We start from the raw sequence: 16,567 nt of genomic DNA, 5'->3' as shown, positions 1-16,567 counted from the left end.
CCTCTATTTTTCCAGTTTCATCTTAAGTGATTGTAGTCCTTCTTCAAAATCCTTACCTACCATCTTATCCATATTCATAAACAACATCATAATGCTCATGGGAAATTTGTTCTTACCTACAAAACCCCATGTCACTTTAGTTGAACCACTACCCTCGTCCGCAACACGGAGATAAGCATCAGACTGTGATTTCCATGGTTTTAAGAATCTTAATTGCGATCTTATTTCCTTGTTTTGGGTAATTCCGGTCAATTCTTGTTCCCCCTCACCTACTTCTTTGTTGCCTTTCCATCTACTGATTGCACCTACCTCCCCATCATTACCCGTAAATTCTTTTATCATATTGGGATCTTTTTTACCCCAAGGGCTCCAATCATCCTGGTTCTTCAAAAATTTTAAATACTCAAAAACTTCCGAAACAGGTTTCGATATTGAAATACTCCGCGATACATCGTAGGTTTTTGGGGCGATCATTGCTAATATAAATATTAGTACCACAATTCCGATAATAATATAAAGTAGTGTATACATTTGTTTATCAATTAATTGGTTGCTAATAAATATAGTGAAAATTTACTTTCGTCCGTAGAATCTCGATAAGATATCATCTATGCTTTTAATCGATTTTTTTGTCCAGTCCAGCTGTTTCTCCAATTTTTCGGAATCGGACAATTGCCAAGGTAGATCTTGACGTTTCATTTTAATCGTTAAATGTTGAAGTATTATTGCCGCCGAAACCGAGATATTCAAACTTTCGGTAAAACCGACCATAGGTATTTTTAAAAGACCGTCAGCTTCCCGAAGCATTTCCTTACTTAGCCCTTCTTTTTCAGTCCCAAAAAACAAGGCCGTTCTTTCCTTGATATCGAAATCTTCCAAATAACATGAATCGCCGTGTGGTGTAGTAGCGATGATTCGATACCCTGCGGTTCGTAATTGGGATATGCACGATTGGGTTGTTTCATGTCTATGGACATCTACCCACTGCTGTGCGCCCATCGCGATGTTCTTATCCAATCTTTTTCCAAAACGGCCTTCGATCACATGGGCCGACTGAAGGCCAAAAGCCTCACAACTCCGAATTACAGCACTTGTATTGTGTAATTGAAAAACATCTTCAATGGCCACCGTAATGAAATTGGTACGCTCTTCCAAAACTTGTTGAAAACGTTCCTTTCTTTCAACGGAAATAAAACCCTCAAGATACTTCAAAAGTTGCTGGTCTACCATAGTCCGAATATAATAAAAAGTCTATTTTTATAAAATGAAAAAGAATGTGGTAGTACTTACTGGTGCTGGCATAAGCGCGGAAAGTGGCCTAAAAACCTTTAGGGATGCAAACGGGCTTTGGGAGGGGCATGATGTGATGGAAGTGGCTTCTCCCCAAGGTTTTTCGAGAAATCCAGCCTTGGTCTTGGATTTTTATAATCAGCGAAGGAGACAATTGCATAAAGTATCCCCGAACGAGGCACATAGGGCTTTGGTCTCCCTGGAAGCGCATTATAACGTAACCATCATTACCCAAAATGTTGACGATCTGCATGAAAGGGCCGGCAGTACCCAAGTAGTGCATTTACACGGTGAACTCCTGAAGGTACGAAGTAAAGGTGGTGGTCAGCCAATTTTTTGGGACAAAGATTTGGTACTTGGTGACCTATGTGAAAATGGTCACCAATTGCGCCCCCATATTGTATGGTTTGGTGAAGATGTACCCTTGATGGGAAAAGCCATGGACTTGACCTCTGTAGCTGATATTCTATTAATTATCGGTACATCTATGCAGGTTTATCCGGCAGCTAGTTTGATCCATTTCGTAGCTTCGAAAACGCCCATATATTTTATCGATCCCCGACCATCAATGGAAAGCAACCCGCAAAAAGGACTATGGGTGATTCCTGAAAATGCAACTAAAGGAGTGCCTATCTTGGTTGCTGATTTAATTGGTAAAGTGTCCTAGAGCGTTTTGCCCATGCGATGACCGCTTGCTTTTCTTCTGTCGTCAATTTAGCCTCAGAATGCATCCAAGTATAAGGTTTTAAGGGCATTTCATCATTTTCGATTAGTTCAATGACCTCTTCTAGTTTATGGCTTTTCTTTTGGGTCGAATAATCTCCCCATATTGAAAAGTTCAGTTCTTCCTTAGCATCGTCAATATGATTGGACAACCAAAAGGATACAGGGGCAATTGTATTATACCATGGGTATCTGGTATTATTGCTGTGGCAATCATAGCAAGCATTTTCCAAAATCTCGCGGACCCTTACCGAAGGATTGGTTTCTGTAATAAAGGTTACGGAATGATTACCCTGGGATAAATTCTTTACTGGGCGATAAAATTGCATAGCAAGCAACACCAACAGCAGTATTACTGCTATTTTTTTCACTATTTTCATTGGGGCGAATATTTAAGTAAAAATACAAATAATTGTGACTCAAGACGAACTGACCACAGCTTTGGATTACGTCAACGCGACACGTAAAAAACGTATGCAAATGGCGAACTTGGTCATGCAGACTCCCGAATTATTGTCTCCATTGTTCAAAATCGCCTTCAAGGGCCAAGACCCTATTTCGAGCAAAGCATGCTGGATTTTGGAATTCGTGGCAAAGCAAAATCTGGACTTGATCTTACCACATATCGACCTATTCACCCAAAAAATAAGTACTCTTAATCTTGATTCATCAGTAAGGCCAATGGCCAAAATCTGTGAATTTCTAACCAAGGCCTATTTTTCGAAAAAAAAGAATAAAACCAAAACAACATTGACCACCGCACACCTTGAACTTATGGCAACGACCTGTTTTGATTGGCTAATCGGGGAACATAAAGTCGCTACCAAGGCCTATTCAATGACTTCCTTACTGCTTTTGGGTTATAAATTAGATTGGATCCATGCTGAACTGAAACTGGTACTGGAACAAAATTATGCCAATGGCAGTGCCGCCTATAAAGCCAGGGCGAGAATGACCCTTGAAAAGCTCAAATCGGTTAAATCGTGTTGAAAAGAATGTACAAACAATACTTTGGAAACCTTTTAATCTACTCCGTGAATAAGTATCTTTGCTGCTTTAAAAACAACCAATCCCATCACCCATGTCATTAAGCCCATTGAATGCCATTTCACCCATTGACGGTCGTTATAGAAGTAAAACGGTTTCATTATCACCCTATTTTTCCGAAGAAGGATTGATTAAGTATCGAGTTCAAGTAGAAATCGAATACTTTATCGCGCTTTGTGAAATTCCGTTACCCCAACTTAAATTTTTTGATAACAGCAAATTCGATGTCCTAAGGAATATCTACAAGAATTTTGATTCGAGTGATGCACAGGTTATTAAGGAAATAGAAAAAACAACGAACCATGATGTAAAGGCCGTCGAATATTTTATTAAAAGGGCGTTTGACACCTTAGGGCTAAGTGAACATAAGGAATTCATTCATTTTGGATTGACTTCACAGGATATCAACAATACAGCGATACCATTGTCAATCAAGGATGCGATGAATGACGTCTATGTTCCCCAGTATTTCGAGTTATTGGATAAATTAAATGAATTGGTGAAAGAATGGGCGAACGTACCCTTACTGGCCAGAACACACGGACAACCCGCCTCCCCTACCCGTTTGGGTAAGGAAATAGAGGTCTACGTGCAGAGATTAAAGGAACAATTCAATCTATTGAATGACATTCCCAGTGCGGCGAAGTTCGGAGGGGCGACAGGAAATTATAATGCGCATAAAATTGCCTATCCGCATATTGATTGGAAAGCATTTGGACAGCAGTTCGTCCAAGAGAAATTGGGATTGCACCATTCGTTTCCTACCACCCAGATCGAACATTACGACCATTTAGCGGCGCTTTTCGATGCCTTAAAGCGTATAAATACGATTATCCTGGATTTGGATAGGGATTTCTGGACCTACGTATCTATGGATTATTTTAAGCAAAAGATAAAAAAAGGCGAAGTTGGATCTTCGGCCATGCCCCATAAGGTCAACCCCATCGATTTTGAGAATTCGGAAGGAAACATCGGAATCGCCAATGCCATTTTTGAGCATTTGTCGGCCAAATTACCTGTATCTAGATTACAACGTGATTTAACCGATAGTACCGTACTTCGAAATGTAGGTGTACCCTTGGGCCATACAATGATCGCTTTTAAATCTACCTTAAAAGGTTTGGACAAATTGTTGTTGAACCAGGAAAAGATCGAACAAGATTTGGACAATAATTGGGCCGTGGTGGCGGAAGCCATTCAGACCATTTTAAGAAGGGAAGGGTATCCCAATCCCTATGAAGCCTTAAAAGGATTGACCCGAACCAACGAAAAAATCAATCAAAAGACCATGGCCGATTTCATTGACACCTTAAAGGTTTCCAATACCATTAAAACGGAACTGAAAGCAATTACCCCAAGTAATTATACTGGTATTTAGGTTAATTCCCACTATAAAAATAGGAGATCTACAAAGTCCAAGTATATATCTTTTAAAGGCATGCAGCCGTCTCTAAGTATTTGGTCACTAAGAACCGGATTACTTCACTTTAGCCTGCCTAGAGTACTTCTACTTCGTTCAGCGTAAACTAAAGTCGAAAGGGTCGTAATAACGATACATTAGTACTTTTTAGACCCCTTATAACTCAGTCATTATCTAACCTTTTTTATGGATTTCCACTGAATGCGGATACGGAATCTCAATTCCTGCTTGATCCAGAGCCAGTTTACAGTTTTCCAAAGTACCAAAATATACATCCCAATAATGCTCGGGTTTACAATAAGGCCGCACAGCGAAATTCACCGAACTATCGGCCAGTTCTGAAACATTGACTGAAGGTGCGGGGTCTTTGAGCACCAAAGGATTTGAAGTCAAGACCTGCATTAATACTTCCTTCGTCTTTTTGATATCCTCATCATAGCCCACGCCAATGGTGGTATCTACCCGCATTTTACCTTCTGCTGTATAGTTGATTATATTGCCATTGGCCATAGCGCCATTCGGTATTATGGCCAATTTATTCCCTGGAGTTATCATTTTTGTAGTGAAAATCTCTATTTCCTTGACCACTCCCAATTCCCCTTGTGCCTCGATCAATTCACCGATTTTATAAGGCTTGAAGATCATAATCAAAACACCACCTGCAAAATTGGATAATGATCCTTGCAAGGCCAAACCAACAGCTAAACCCGCAGCAGCGATTACTGCGGCAAAAGTCATTACATCAACGCCTAGTTGGGCAATAACAACAAGAATTAAAAATATCTTTAACACCCATGATACCAGATTCAATAAGAATCGTTGAAGGGACTCATCGTACTTACTTTTGGTCATCATTTTGCGGGCAGCACCCACTATCTTTTTGATGATCCAAGATCCAATGATGTAAATGAGTATTGCCGTGAGCAATTTTGGGCCAAATTCCTTTGCAAGTTCTAAACCGTAATTAATCCATTCCGTTGCTTTTTCCATTTTGAAAATATGTTAGTGTTAATAGTAAAACGAAGATAATAATTCGTGCTTAGAATAAATAATGCCTTACGTTTTCGCAGGTAGTTTTGAAAACAAAAGGCCTGCCCAATATTGGGCAGGCCTTTTGTTCATTGAGTTATTGGATCTATCCTTTTATAAAATCGGCAATTCCCTCCAGGCCTTGGCCTTTATACTCCGATTTTTGGATAGCTTTCATGAATTGTGCCAAATTGGCCGGTTTCATATTGTTGCCCAAGACACGGATCAACATAAATCCTTTTTCATCATTATCCCCATAAACAATAACCTCATCGATGGTTTCATCATCGCCTATATATTTAATAACTCCTTTACCATAACGGGTATTGAGTTTCATTAAATCGATGAATTTTTCATTATTTAAAATGGCTTTTACGTTGGCTTTTTCCGTTTCGAACTCTATTGCGTTGCTGCTATTCTTTTTAAAGGCCAAGACGTTCATTTTTTTTAAGGAATTCAATGCTTCCCTTTCGGCTTTGCTTAAATCGACTTTATCCATATTCAAAAGACTAACTGGAAGATCCACAGAGAGAAAATTGGGATTTTCCGAATTTTCCACAAAATACTCCTGTAGGCTCGGCGTCGAGGAACAACTGGTTGCAACCAGGATTAATGCCATCACTAGACCACTTAATATTCTTTTCATGTTATAGTATTTTAATGCGTGTTTTTCAAATTACCAAAAATCGGCCACTATAACAATCAGCGGCCGATCTTTGATTTTATTTGTTTCGTTTCCCTGCTTTGTTCAAGTCATCGGGTAAATCCATTTTTTTGGTAAGGGCGCCTATTTGATTCAAATCGATATCCCCGGTCATGGACACCAATACCGTTTCAAATTTTCTTCCATCTACATCGATATCCATTTTCTTCATTCCAGAAACGAACATCAACAACTCGGTAACATGGTCTTTGCGTTTGCCGTTCTTAATATAGAACTTAACGTTAACATCCTGGTCCTTGACCCGCATCAATTCTTCCAAGGAAGATGATCTTAAATACTTACGAACGGTGGCGGACATGTCTTCAGCAATGGCTTTGTCTTCAGTGATAAAAACTTTTATGCCATGTATTCCCTTTGCCATTTGAACAAACTCCTTAGTTTCCTTGTCGTCTTCCAAGTTGCCTATTGAGGTCAGTAAATCTATCATTCCCTTATTTACGATAACGGAACCTACATTGTCCATATCCTCGAATTTATCGAAAATAGACTGGGAAAATCCGGTTAATGGCAATAAGGCTAGTGCTAAAACTAATGTGATTTTTTTCATGATTGTCGTTTTTTACCTACCCGTTTATAGGCAGATTGATTAGTATTGATTGATGAAAGTGGTGGTTTAAAAGGCTTCCCAACAAAACCACCACATTTTATTGTTGTTAATTTTTCTTACCTGCTTCGTTCAGTTCTTCCGGAAGGTTCATCTTTTTGGTAAGTGATCCTATTTTACGCAAATCGATATCGCCGGTCAAGGAAAGTAATACAGTTTCAAACTTTCTCCCATTCACCTCAACATCGACCTTGTCGATACCTGTGACGAACATCAATAGTTCACTCACATGGTTTTCGTCTTTACCGCTTTTAATGTAGAACTTAACGTTCGCATCCTTATCCTTTACCCGCATAAGCTCTTCCAACTTGGCACTCTTTAGGTATTGGTTCATGGTTTTCATCATATCTGCTGAAATCCCCTTGTCCTCGGTAATAAAAACCTTTAGGTTCTTTAGGCTTTTAGCGATATCCATAAAATCCTTCGCTTCTGGGTCGTCGACCTCAACGTCTATGTTGGCCAGCAACCTAAACATACTTTGGTTGACCACTACGGCACTTACATTGTCCAAATCTTCGAATTTATCGAAAACCGACTGTGAAAAGCCAAGTGTTGGTAAAACTACCAGTGCTATAAGTATTATAATTTTCTTCATGATTTAAGTATTAATTTTTATTGTAAATTTTTTGTTTCGCGTTTTCAAATTCATTTAAATAAGCCACTTTCTCAGTACCCTTGCTAAAATTATCGGCCAAAAGGGTCAATGCCTTTTTTGTTTCATTATAAGCATATTGAGCTTCTTTCTTTTTTTGATACTCATTACCAAAGTATATGCCAAAAAACAGCACGGCCATGGCTGCGATAGAAAGCCATCTATAGTTGAACCTTTTGGTTTTTAAGGACAACTGCTTGGTATACCGTTCTTCCTTAGCCACGGAAAAATATTGGAACATAGGGGCATATTGTTCTAGATGTGTTGGCACACTTTCTTGTGTGAAATATGTTCTAAGCTCTTTTTCCTCGGTTATCGAAGTGGAGGCTTCCAGGTATTTTCCCAATAATTTTTCGATTCTATCCGATTCCATAACTATGTTTTTGCATTAATTTTTTCCGTACCGTTTTACGTGCTCTTGATAAAGCAACCCGTATGGCTGTTGGTTTCATATCCAATAATTCGCCGATTTCATCAAAATCGTATTCTTCTATATCGCGTAATTGCAATACCATTTTTTGTTGTTCGGGCAACTCCTCCATAATTTTCTCTACCCAGCCCATACTGTCCCTGACTTCTACCTGCTTTTGTAATGAAGTTGAATCATCGCCGTAGTTGCTATGTACTAACTTTAGATTACCAGCTTGTTTTGACTTCAACCGATCCAAACAAAAGTTCTTTGTCATTGTCATGGCAAAAGCTTCAACGTTGTTATAGTTACCAATATTTTCATTTTTGGACCACAACTTCATCAATATTTCCTGCGTCGCGTCTTCAGCTTCTTCCTTAGAGACCAACAAACGTTTTGCCAATCTATATAGCTTATCCTTAAAGGGCATAACCACATTTAGAAATTCTGACTGTTTCACTTCTTCTGATTAGTTGTTCGTTTTGCTTTATCAGGTCTACAAAAGGAAGACGATGTATAACGAATTTTGTTACAATTAATTTTTATTTCCTGTTATTGTCTTTAAATTAGGCATCCAAATAAAAAAAAGTTGCGTATATAGTTTATTCAAAGGTAGGTAAGTCCCCCGTGTCATGTTTCAATTTCTGGAATGGTAATTGCGGTCCTTCACTACAGATTGCAAAAAAAGAAAATTTATGAAAAAGTATCTATTGATATTCCTTTCGCTAGGAGTATTCCTAAACGCCTGTAAAAAAAGTGATGATGACCTTACTCCTGACAAGGGATTAACTCCTGATTCGGAAGAGGTAATGGTGCAGGACTTTATGTGGAAAGCGATGAATTTCTGGTATTATTGGCAGGCCGATGTACCTAACTTATCGGATACAAAATTCCCTGACACTGTTGAAGGTGTCGAAGCCTATACGGCATTTTTAGCTTCCGAGAGCGATCCTGGGGTATTTTTTGACGACCAGCTTCTTTTCAGTGAAGATCGCTTCAGTTTTTATTCAGATGACTATAAGGAACTGACCCAGGCATTTGCTGGAATCTCCAAGAGTAACGGACTTGAATATGGGTTGGTTAAATTCAGTGATAGCGATGATGTCTTTGGATACGTCCGTTATATTATTCCAAATTCGGATGCTTCTACAAAAGATATTGCCAGGGGAGAACTCTTTACCGGCGTAGACGGGCAAACCTTAAACGTTAGTAATTATATTGACCTCTTATTTGGCGATAATGATACCTATACGCTGAACATGGCCGATATTGCGGATAACCAAGTAACTCCTAATGATAAGGAGGTGACGTTGACCAAAATGGAGGGTCTTGTTGAAAATCCGGTATTTCTGTCAGAAACCTTTGAAATTGGAGGGGAGAAGATTGGGTATTTGGTCTATAATGGCTTTACCAACGAGTTTGATGAAGAGCTTAACAATGTGTTCGGGGATTTTAAATCGTCCGGAGTAACCAATTTAATCTTAGATCTTCGTTATAATCCCGGAGGATCGGTAAATTCGGCCCGCTTATTGGCCAGTATGATCTATGGTACCCATACCGATGAATTGTTCCTGAGACAACGCTGGAATAGTAAGATACAAAGCGAATTGAGCGATTCACAGTTAACAGATTATTTTGCCGATAAAACCAATGATGGTTCTGATATTAACACACTCAACCTTTCTAAAGTTTATATTATTGCTACCAATGCATCCGCGTCGGCCAGTGAATTGGTTTTAAATGGGCTCGCGCCCTATGTCGATGTTGTACATATTGGGGAGACCACGAGGGGCAAGAATGAATTTTCATTGACCATGGTCGATGATTTTGAAGGCAGTTATGTCTATAATCCAGAGCGGGAAAACCAAATCAATCCCGATAACCAATGGGCGATTCAGCCCTTGGTAGGTCGAAATGAGAATGCCGATGGTTTTTCAGACTATACTACCGGTTTGGTACCGGATATAATGCTTGAGGAAGATCTTGAAAATCTAGGTTCTTGGGGAGACCTTAATGAACCCTTATTGGCGAGGGCCATTCAGGAAATTACGGGAGTAACCGGAAAACGAGGTTTTGAGGTTAAAATGCCCCTATTAGAAATGACGAACTCAAAAATGTTCACCATACTCAAAGACAATATGGTGTTGGACAAGAAATTGGATATCAACATACAATAAAAAGTCTTCCATATTTAATACAAAAAGCCTTGACGATGATGTCAGGGCTTTTTTGATATTATCATACGGGCCTAATTCCTAATTAAAGTAAATGCCTCCTGGAATTATCCCCACATTAAAAGTTCCCAACTGTTCCTTGGAATCTAAATCATAAATAATCAATGACCCATTACTGGCAAAATCCTTGGCATCAGTGCCATATAATTTCCCATCATCTACAACCATGGTGTAAAAATTAAGGTCTTGCATGTCTGATTGTGAAGGTAGACCCGTGTCTGACGTATCCAAGGAATAGATGCCACCGTTAAGAAAATAATACAATTTGGAGCCATCCAATTCCAAGAAGTTTGGGTGTTCTGTTGTATCGAACGCTAAGGTTTTCTCCACGATGTTCGAACCCGTATTGATTTTCAACAAGGCGCCAGCCGTTTCATCCTGTGTATAAGATGGCTTACCGCCACATAACACCCACAAATTACCGTTTGAATCAACTTGCATGGAATTGGGAACATCCGCGACCAAAATTGTAGTTACGACCTCATTAGTTTGCGAATCGATAACAGAGATACTATTGTTCTGCCCATAGCCTCCTTGATGTGCAACATAAATGTTGTTATCATGGACTATTATTTTTTCGGGGCCAAAATCAACTGGTATCGTACCGGAGACACTATTCGTTTCCAAGTTTATAATAGCGACAAAGTCATCTGTTACGTCATTTGGATCACCCCAATTGGTCACATACCCCTTTCCATTGGCGTATAAAAAGTATCTCGGATTATTTAACCCCTGGGAAATTATTGCCTGACTTTCAAAAGAATATCTATCTACAATCGTCAAGGTATTGGAAACATTTGCTACGATATAGGCATATTCGTCTGTAAAACCCATGGATTGCACCACATTACCCAAATCGGCGTTATTCACCGCATTGAATATTGAATTCTCTATAGTCGTCAAATCTTCCGAAATAAAAGAAACGGTTCCCGTCCCATTACTAAATGGGCCTTCATTAGATACCAAAATGCCATTATCATAGGTACCCATTGGTGCCATGGCATCATCATCTTCTTTATTACAGGCCGTAAATAGGAATCCCAAAGCCAAGGCAAGTACTACATTTTTGATTTTCATTTTTAAAATTTAAAGTTTAGTTGTAATTGAATGTTTCTATTGGGCATAGGTCTAAATGCCACATTTTGATAATTTGTATTGAAAAGATTATTTATGCGAATTGTCGTTTTGAGACTGGAACCCAATATCTTGGCCATATCATATTCCAAAAGACAATTCGCCAAAAAATAACCTTCAAGTTCCTGTAGATTGTCTGATGTGGTGTAAACTTTGCCATTGAATAATGACTGCCATACGACTCCCCATTTCCGATAATGGTAAGCCAAACTATGCGTAACCTTATGCTTGGGCACATAAATCAACTGTTTTGAACTTTCCTTTTCAATGGCCCGCGTAAAGGCATAACTTATTTGGGACTCAATGTTGTTATCGTTATCAAATTTATGTTTCAAGGCAATTCTCGACTCTAACCCATACTGATAAACGGACTGTACATTAACCGGTGACCAAATCCCTGAATTATCAGGTAGCCACTGTATTAAATCTTTCGAAGAAATGTAAAAAAGATGTAATTGTGTGCTAAACCCTTTTTTAGCATATATCTGCCCTAATTCACCTTGTACCGATGTTTCTGGTTTTAAATCGGAATTGCCCGAGGCACTACCTTCCCAATACAGGTCATTGAACGTAGGGATCCTGAAATTCTTCGAAGTATTGATGGTTATGGCATAGGTACTTGAGACGTCATATTTGCCATCTATCGCAAAAACAAAAGGACTCACATAATCATTGACCCAATCTTTTCGTAGGTTAATGCCATAATTTAAACTTTTGGCAGGATTATGGGTAAATAGTATGGTGGTGGCAAATAGATTCCGATTAGCTTGCTGTATCGAAGTACCTTGTCCTTTAATGGTATTAAAATCCAAAATACCATTAATAGCCGCATTTTTAAATTCGTATTTAAGGTCATAGTTCACAATAAAACTTTCCGCTTTACCATAAGTAAATTGGTCACTATCCTTGTTCTGAAAAAATTTATAGCGTTCATATAAGTAGGCTGCCTTAACTCGCTGAACCTTATTGTTTTTAAAATTTACCCATTCGAAGAGTGATCTGGAGTTAATATCCTGATAATTGCTATTTGAAGGCGCTGTCAAAGTACCTGATAAATCACGGTCCCCTAAAAAAGTGGTATGGTACAATTTTAGTAAATGTGATGAAGACAACAATACCCCAAAATTCATATCAAAACTGGAATTTGAAAATGAGCCGTTTTCATTTTTATTTGAGGTCCCCAGATATTTGTAATCATTATCCGAGGCTATATGTCCTATACCAAGACCCAAAGCCGTCTTTTCGGTACCCACTTTCGTTTTATAGGTAAGGTTCCGTGTTGAAAAACTTCCGTAACCCAATTGTAGTCTATTCTTCCATTCACTATTAAAGTCTAGGGTGTTTTCCAAATGAATACTGCCCCCGACGGCACCAGTACCATACTGGGTACTACCCCCACCACTGCGTACGCTTATCTTATCGACACTCTGAGGTAGAATCGTATTAAAATCAACTTGACCATTCAATTGGGAATTCACATTGATCCCATTCCAAATTACGGCGGTTTGTGAGGCTCCAGTCCCCCTAAACGAGGGTGAGGAAACCATGCCGTACCCATTTTCCTTAAAATAAATGTTGGAATTGAAAAGTAGTGTTTTTGTTAAAGACCCATCTGTTCGCTGCAATACGGAATCCTTCAGGGTATCGACCTTAACCCCGTTTGAGAACCGCTCAAGTCTACTGTCCGAAACAATGACTTCTTTTAATTCTATAATAGGGTCCTGTTGGGCCATAGCGCTATGAACACCATAAAATACAAGTAAAGAAAGTAGCGAAGTTTTCATCACACCAATGACTTTTTACCCGAAAGTCAATCGAAATTCTGTTTTAGAACTTGGCAGGTCTCCTGACTTGTTTAAGGTTATCTTGCCTTCCCATCCACATAACGCCGGACAGTGACTTTGAAGAAAATAACATCCTCCTTTTAAAAGAGGTGCCAAAACAAGTTTGGCATAAACTTACAGTTGCGGGAACAGTCCCAGATTCTCACTGGATTCCCTTTTAATTTAGTCACCGTGAAAGTGACAAAACCAAATTCAGCACAAAGCTAAACCTAATTCCTTATTTATCCTTCTTTTTTTTGCTAAGTTTTATGGCCAACCATATGAAGCCAACGATAAAGTGAAGTATTATGATTCCTGCGATTATATAAATGGTGGTATTTGAACTATCTCGCATGCTTTAATTTTTGACAAAAGTAAGGTACAATCCAATCTAAAATTGTGACATTTGTTACCTTGCGGTGATTTTCCACTGGACCATTAAAAATCCGAATTCAAGCTACAATGCGAATTATCATTATTTTTTCTTTTTTCTTTTGTTTTTTGGGCTGCAAGGAGCGTAAAAAAGAAACCTTGCCTATTTCCCTTACACCTTCGATTACAGCAATTAACTATGCAAAGGGTTTCAGCATTGAGAAATTGGGTTCCGGTGTTACCATCATCAACATTTTATCCCCTTGGCCCGGCGCCGAGAGTACATTTAAATATGCTTTGGTTCCAAAGTCTAAATTGGGATCGATGACTCTGGACAAGGAGGAATTCGATGCTATAATCGGGGTACCCGTCACCCAAATTGTCGCCACTTCGACCACCCACATTCCATCACTGGAATCTTTGGGTGTCATCGATGCTTTAAAAGGTTTTCCGGACACCCAATATGTCTCCTCGAAAATGGCGAGACAACGCATAGACCAAGGTCTAATCAAGGATTTGGGAAACAATGAATCGATCAACACCGAAATGGTCATTGAATTAAACCCTGAGGTTGTTATCGGTTTCAGTATCAGCAATCAGAATAAGGCCTATGAAACGGTGCAGCGTTCAAATATTCCGGTGGTTTATAATGGGGATTGGACCGAGGAAACTCCCTTGGGTAAGGCTGAATGGATCAAGTTTTTTGGACCCTTTTTTCAAAAAGAACAGGAAGCAGACAGTATTTTCAAAACAATCGCAGCTTCCTATAATCAAGCCAAATCATTAGCGAAAAGATCAAAAGTCAAACCCTCGGTATTATGTGGCGCCTTATACAAGGATGTTTGGTATCTGCCAGGTGGAAACAGCTGGGCCGCCAAGTTTTTAGAAGATGCCAATGCCTATTATCCCTGGTCTCAAAGTGATCAAACCGGAAGTCTCAATTTAAGCATTGAAAGTGTTTTGGCCACAGGTGTAGACACCGATTATTGGATATCCCCTTCACAATTCACCTCTTATCAGGAATTGAAAGATGCCAATAGACATTACCTAAGTTTTAAAGCTTTCCAGAATAAGAACATCTATACATTTGCAAAAACAAAAGGGGATACAGGAGGACTGTTGTTTTATGAGCTCGCTCCTAATCGACCCGATTTGGTGTTAAAAGATCTGATACATATATTCCACCCCGAGGTATTGCCAGAACATGAACTATTTTTCTATAAGCCATTAAACTAATTGGAACGTACCACTACATATAGGATTCCGTTGTTATTATTGATTCTGGTCTTGCTACTTTGCTTTATCCTGAACATTAGCCTAGGGTCTGTGACCATTCCTTTTAAAGCTACCTTAAAGGCTGTTTTAGGAGGCGAATTGGCCAATGATTCGTGGAGATATATCGTTTGGAACTATCGTATACCCAAAGCATTCTCCGCCATCCTTATAGGTAGTGGCCTTGCGTTAAGCGGACTTTTAATGCAAACCCTTTTTAGGAACCCTTTGGCCGGTCCATTTGTTTTGGGTATCAGCTCAGGGGCAAGTTTAGGGGCGGCCTTGTTGATTATGGGTTCTACCTTATTTTCAAGTCTATTCTCATATAGTCTAATTAATGACATTTCCATGGCCGTGGCGGCAAGTATCGGTAGTTTTTTAGTGCTTTTGGTCGTGGTGATTGTTTCATATCGCATTAAGGACACTATGGCCTTGCTGATCATCGGCCTTATGTTTGGAAGTATAACTGCTGCCCTGGTCAGTGTGCTATCCTATTTCACAGATGCCGAAAAATTGCAGCAGTATATTTATTGGTCTTTTGGCAGTGTAGGCAATCTTTCCTGGCCTCAGCTCCTGCTATTATTGGCAATCATTCTAATCGGCGTATTCCTGAGTGTGTTTTCGATAAAATCGTTAAATGCCTTACTTTTAGGGGAGAACTATGCCAAAAGTTTAGGGGTTAATATGAAACGGTCCCGCTATATGATCATTATAGCGACCGGTTTATTGGCAGGGGGTATAACAGCCTTTGCAGGTCCAATCGCATTCATTGGCCTTGCCGTACCCCATTTAACGAGACAAATATTCAATACCACCGACCATAAGGTTTTGGTCCCCGCCGTATTGGTGTACGGGGCAATTTTAATGTTGGTATGCGATACCATAGCACAATTGCCTACCTCGGCCAATGTATTACCTATTAACGCCATAACCTCGATTGTTGGGGCACCTGTGGTCATTTGGTTATTAGTGAGGAAAAAGAAAATGATTTTTTAAAACGTGATTACAAAGAAAGTATTGGAACATAAAGCTTTGGAGGTCCATGATCTGAACATTGGGTATCGTTCGAAAAACGATCGAACGATCATTGCTACGGATTTGAATTTTCAACTCTATCAAGGAGAATTGGCCGCGATTGTGGGAGTGAATGGTATAGGCAAATCTACTTTACTCAGAACTCTAGGAAGCGTGCAGTCGAAATTATCAGGTTCAATACATATTGATGGAAAGGATTTAAAAAACTATACCCCAATTGATTTGGCGTCGACCATAAGTCTTGTTTTGACAGAACCCCTGGCATCAAAGAACCTAACCGTATTGGAACTTATTGCATTAGGCAGACAGCCGTATACTAATTGGATCGGTAGACTATCCACAACGGACAAAAACAAGGTACAAGAGGCAATTGCTATGGTCGATTTGGAGGGATTAAAAAACAAAAAGTGTTACGAACTCAGTGATGGGCAATTGCAGCGGGTAATGATCGCTAGGGCATTGGCTCAAGACACTTCAATAATCTTGTTAGACGAACCTACTTCTCATTTAGACCTGCATCATAAAGTTCAAATTTTGAAACTATTGAAGCAAATTGCCCACGAAACCCATAAAACTATACTGTTTACCAGCCATGAGATTGAAATGGCCATTCAACTCTGCGATAAAATATTGATAATGTATCCTGAAAGTCATGAATTTGGTGAACCTTGTGAATTGATCCGGAAACAATCCTTTGAACGTCTTTTCCCTACCGATGCTGTAACCTTCGATGCCAAAACCGGTTCTTTTAAGATAAAAAAGTAACCCATTGGGGCTGATATTTTTTAACGACAAACCT

Annotated in this window: 18 protein-coding genes and 1 riboswitch; of the genes, 7 read left to right on the top strand and 11 right to left on the bottom strand. The window is 39.3% G+C overall.

What is annotated here, in order from left to right; genetic code table 11:
- Nucleotides 1–3: 3 nt before the first annotated feature.
- Complete coding sequence (locus tag HPE63_RS00210) at nucleotides 4–531, bottom strand: SRPBCC family protein (RefSeq protein WP_188312219.1); 528 nt, start codon at nucleotides 529–531, stop codon at nucleotides 4–6.
- Nucleotides 532–573: 42 nt separating this feature from the next.
- Nucleotides 574–1,230, bottom strand: a complete 657-nt coding sequence (locus tag HPE63_RS00205) for a TrmH family RNA methyltransferase (protein ID WP_188312218.1) — start codon at nucleotides 1,228–1,230, stop codon at nucleotides 574–576.
- A gap of 34 nt (nucleotides 1,231–1,264) precedes the next feature.
- Between HPE63_RS00205 and HPE63_RS00200 the strand changes: the two genes are divergently transcribed.
- A complete protein-coding gene (locus HPE63_RS00200) occupies nucleotides 1,265–1,957 on the top strand; it encodes an SIR2 family NAD-dependent protein deacylase (RefSeq protein ID WP_188312217.1) in 693 nt (230 codons plus the stop codon).
- On the opposite strand, the gene HPE63_RS00195 is transcribed toward HPE63_RS00200, so the two are convergent.
- A complete protein-coding gene (locus HPE63_RS00195) occupies nucleotides 1,920–2,393 on the bottom strand; it encodes a heme-binding domain-containing protein (protein ID WP_188312216.1) in 474 nt (157 codons plus the stop codon). The genes HPE63_RS00200 and HPE63_RS00195 overlap by 38 nt on opposite strands.
- A gap of 34 nt (nucleotides 2,394–2,427) precedes the next feature.
- Here HPE63_RS00195 and HPE63_RS00190 point away from each other — a divergent pair, with 34 nt between their 5' ends.
- Both HPE63_RS00190 and purB read left to right on the top strand, forming a co-directional pair.
- Nucleotides 2,428–3,003, top strand: a complete 576-nt coding sequence (locus HPE63_RS00190) for an adenylosuccinate lyase (protein WP_188312215.1) — start codon at nucleotides 2,428–2,430, stop codon at nucleotides 3,001–3,003.
- Between the two features lie 91 nt (nucleotides 3,004–3,094).
- The gene (gene purB, locus HPE63_RS00185; RefSeq protein ID WP_188312214.1) at nucleotides 3,095–4,438 is read left to right on the top strand and encodes an adenylosuccinate lyase; all 1,344 of its coding nucleotides are present in this window, start codon (nucleotides 3,095–3,097) and stop codon (nucleotides 4,436–4,438) included.
- 216 nt (nucleotides 4,439–4,654) lie between these two features.
- Here purB and HPE63_RS00180 read toward each other — a convergent pair whose 3' ends face one another.
- The 6 genes from HPE63_RS00180 to HPE63_RS00155 all read right to left on the bottom strand — a co-directional run bounded on the left by HPE63_RS00180 (nucleotide 4,655) and on the right by HPE63_RS00155 (nucleotide 8,358).
- On the bottom strand, nucleotides 4,655–5,470 hold the full coding sequence (locus HPE63_RS00180) for a mechanosensitive ion channel family protein (protein WP_188312213.1): 816 nt from the start codon (nucleotides 5,468–5,470) through the stop codon (nucleotides 4,655–4,657).
- A 145-nt stretch (nucleotides 5,471–5,615) separates the two neighbouring features.
- Nucleotides 5,616–6,155: a DUF4252 domain-containing protein gene (locus HPE63_RS00175; protein ID WP_188312212.1), complete on the bottom strand. Its 540-nt coding sequence runs from the start codon at nucleotides 6,153–6,155 to the stop codon at nucleotides 5,616–5,618.
- Between the two features lie 76 nt (nucleotides 6,156–6,231).
- Nucleotides 6,232–6,780: a DUF4252 domain-containing protein gene (locus tag HPE63_RS00170; protein ID WP_188312211.1), complete on the bottom strand. Its 549-nt coding sequence runs from the start codon at nucleotides 6,778–6,780 to the stop codon at nucleotides 6,232–6,234.
- A gap of 106 nt (nucleotides 6,781–6,886) precedes the next feature.
- Nucleotides 6,887–7,432, bottom strand: coding sequence for a DUF4252 domain-containing protein (locus tag HPE63_RS00165; RefSeq protein ID WP_188312210.1), 546 nt, complete (start codon nucleotides 7,430–7,432; stop codon nucleotides 6,887–6,889).
- A 10-nt stretch (nucleotides 7,433–7,442) separates the two neighbouring features.
- Nucleotides 7,443–7,862, bottom strand: a complete 420-nt coding sequence (locus HPE63_RS00160; RefSeq protein WP_188312209.1) for a hypothetical protein — start codon at nucleotides 7,860–7,862, stop codon at nucleotides 7,443–7,445.
- Complete coding sequence (locus tag HPE63_RS00155; protein WP_188312208.1) at nucleotides 7,849–8,358, bottom strand: RNA polymerase sigma factor; 510 nt, start codon at nucleotides 8,356–8,358, stop codon at nucleotides 7,849–7,851. The genes HPE63_RS00160 and HPE63_RS00155 overlap by 14 nt, the downstream gene beginning before the upstream one ends.
- A 235-nt stretch (nucleotides 8,359–8,593) precedes the next feature.
- Here HPE63_RS00155 and HPE63_RS00150 point away from each other — a divergent pair, with 235 nt between their 5' ends.
- Nucleotides 8,594–10,075, top strand: a complete 1,482-nt coding sequence (locus tag HPE63_RS00150; RefSeq protein WP_188312207.1) for a S41 family peptidase — start codon at nucleotides 8,594–8,596, stop codon at nucleotides 10,073–10,075.
- Between the two features lie 78 nt (nucleotides 10,076–10,153).
- Here the strand turns inward: HPE63_RS00150 and HPE63_RS00145 are convergent, their stop codons facing one another.
- Both HPE63_RS00145 and HPE63_RS00140 read right to left on the bottom strand, forming a co-directional pair.
- Nucleotides 10,154–11,209 carry a YncE family protein gene (locus HPE63_RS00145; protein ID WP_188312206.1) on the bottom strand — a complete coding sequence of 352 codons (1,056 nt, stop codon included), beginning with the start codon at nucleotides 11,207–11,209 and terminating at the stop codon, nucleotides 10,154–10,156.
- Between the two features lie 2 nt (nucleotides 11,210–11,211).
- Nucleotides 11,212–13,050: a TonB-dependent receptor plug domain-containing protein gene (locus tag HPE63_RS00140; RefSeq protein ID WP_188312205.1), complete on the bottom strand. Its 1,839-nt coding sequence runs from the start codon at nucleotides 13,048–13,050 to the stop codon at nucleotides 11,212–11,214.
- A gap of 35 nt (nucleotides 13,051–13,085) precedes the next feature.
- A riboswitch (cobalamin riboswitch) is annotated at nucleotides 13,086–13,316 on the bottom strand.
- Between the two features lie 235 nt (nucleotides 13,317–13,551).
- Between HPE63_RS00140 and HPE63_RS00135 the strand changes: the two genes are divergently transcribed.
- Genes HPE63_RS00135 through HPE63_RS00125 form a run of 3 tightly spaced genes read left to right on the top strand, consistent with a single transcriptional unit; the run spans nucleotide 13,552 to nucleotide 16,533 of the window.
- On the top strand, nucleotides 13,552–14,697 hold the full coding sequence (locus HPE63_RS00135; RefSeq protein WP_188312204.1) for an ABC transporter substrate-binding protein: 1,146 nt from the start codon (nucleotides 13,552–13,554) through the stop codon (nucleotides 14,695–14,697).
- Entirely contained in the window at nucleotides 14,698–15,729 is a 1,032-nt protein-coding gene (locus HPE63_RS00130) for a FecCD family ABC transporter permease (protein ID WP_188312203.1), read from the top strand.
- 3 nt (nucleotides 15,730–15,732) lie between these two features.
- Nucleotides 15,733–16,533, top strand: a complete 801-nt coding sequence (locus HPE63_RS00125) for an ABC transporter ATP-binding protein (protein WP_317172881.1) — start codon at nucleotides 15,733–15,735, stop codon at nucleotides 16,531–16,533.
- Nucleotides 16,534–16,567: the final 34 nt, after the last annotated feature.

Source organism: Maribacter arenosus (assembly GCF_014610845.1).
GTDB lineage: Bacteria > Bacteroidota > Bacteroidia > Flavobacteriales > Flavobacteriaceae > Maribacter_A > Maribacter_A arenosus.
Note: the sequence above shows the minus strand (reverse complement) of the source record. Positions and strands in the feature narration are given on the sequence as shown.

Coding starts and splice junctions, on each gene's coding strand:
- HPE63_RS00195 (WP_188312216.1), bottom strand. CDS start 2,393: ATGAAAATAGTGAAAAAAATAGCAGTAATACTGCTGTTGGTGTTGCTT.
- HPE63_RS00180 (WP_188312213.1), bottom strand. CDS start 5,470: ATGGAAAAAGCAACGGAATGGATTAATTACGGTTTAGAACTTGCAAAG.
- HPE63_RS00160 (WP_188312209.1), bottom strand. CDS start 7,862: ATGGAATCGGATAGAATCGAAAAATTATTGGGAAAATACCTGGAAGCC.
- HPE63_RS00175 (WP_188312212.1), bottom strand. CDS start 6,155: ATGAAAAGAATATTAAGTGGTCTAGTGATGGCATTAATCCTGGTTGCA.
- HPE63_RS00135 (WP_188312204.1), top strand. CDS start 13,552: ATGCGAATTATCATTATTTTTTCTTTTTTCTTTTGTTTTTTGGGCTGC.
- HPE63_RS00145 (WP_188312206.1), bottom strand. CDS start 11,209: ATGAAAATCAAAAATGTAGTACTTGCCTTGGCTTTGGGATTCCTATTT.
- purB (WP_188312214.1), top strand. CDS start 3,095: ATGTCATTAAGCCCATTGAATGCCATTTCACCCATTGACGGTCGTTAT.
- HPE63_RS00200 (WP_188312217.1), top strand. CDS start 1,265: ATGAAAAAGAATGTGGTAGTACTTACTGGTGCTGGCATAAGCGCGGAA.
- HPE63_RS00170 (WP_188312211.1), bottom strand. CDS start 6,780: ATGAAAAAAATCACATTAGTTTTAGCACTAGCCTTATTGCCATTAACC.
- HPE63_RS00210 (WP_188312219.1), bottom strand. CDS start 531: ATGTATACACTACTTTATATTATTATCGGAATTGTGGTACTAATATTT.
- HPE63_RS00140 (WP_188312205.1), bottom strand. CDS start 13,050: ATGAAAACTTCGCTACTTTCTTTACTTGTATTTTATGGTGTTCATAGC.
- HPE63_RS00205 (WP_188312218.1), bottom strand. CDS start 1,230: ATGGTAGACCAGCAACTTTTGAAGTATCTTGAGGGTTTTATTTCCGTT.
- HPE63_RS00150 (WP_188312207.1), top strand. CDS start 8,594: ATGAAAAAGTATCTATTGATATTCCTTTCGCTAGGAGTATTCCTAAAC.
- HPE63_RS00165 (WP_188312210.1), bottom strand. CDS start 7,432: ATGAAGAAAATTATAATACTTATAGCACTGGTAGTTTTACCAACACTT.